This window comes from Parendozoicomonas callyspongiae, assembly GCF_023502345.1.
In the GTDB taxonomy this organism is placed as follows: Bacteria; Pseudomonadota; Gammaproteobacteria; order Pseudomonadales; family Endozoicomonadaceae; genus Sansalvadorimonas; species Sansalvadorimonas callyspongiae.
In genome coordinates, this window is record NZ_JAMFLX010000179.1 from 1 (window position 1) to 264 (window position 264).

At 37.1% G+C, this 264-nt stretch carries 1 protein-coding gene; it reads right to left on the bottom strand.

The window, feature by feature from the left end; all coding sequences use genetic code 11:
* The coding region (locus M3P05_RS20835; RefSeq protein ID WP_249702074.1) for a hypothetical protein at positions 1-231 on the bottom strand (231 nt) is incomplete at its 3' end.
* Positions 232-264 lie beyond the last annotated feature (33 nt).

Here is a 264-nt window from a genome sequence, read left to right on the forward strand (position 1 = left end):
GCTACTTATTAATCCAGCAAGAATTTTGGGTTGTACAGTATTTTTACGCTCAGTGAATAGGTTAATTGAGATTATTATTTGCCCTATATCAAATCTATGTTGCCAGTAATGATTTACAGCAAAGTATACGATTTCTTCGATTTCATGCGCAGGGAGAGTAATAGGATTCCCCGTTTCCCAGTGCCCTCTAATTCTTTGAGCTAATGACCTTAATTCTTTAGTTGTTTTCATTGCTTGAGGCCAACTAGACATTGATGTGCCGTA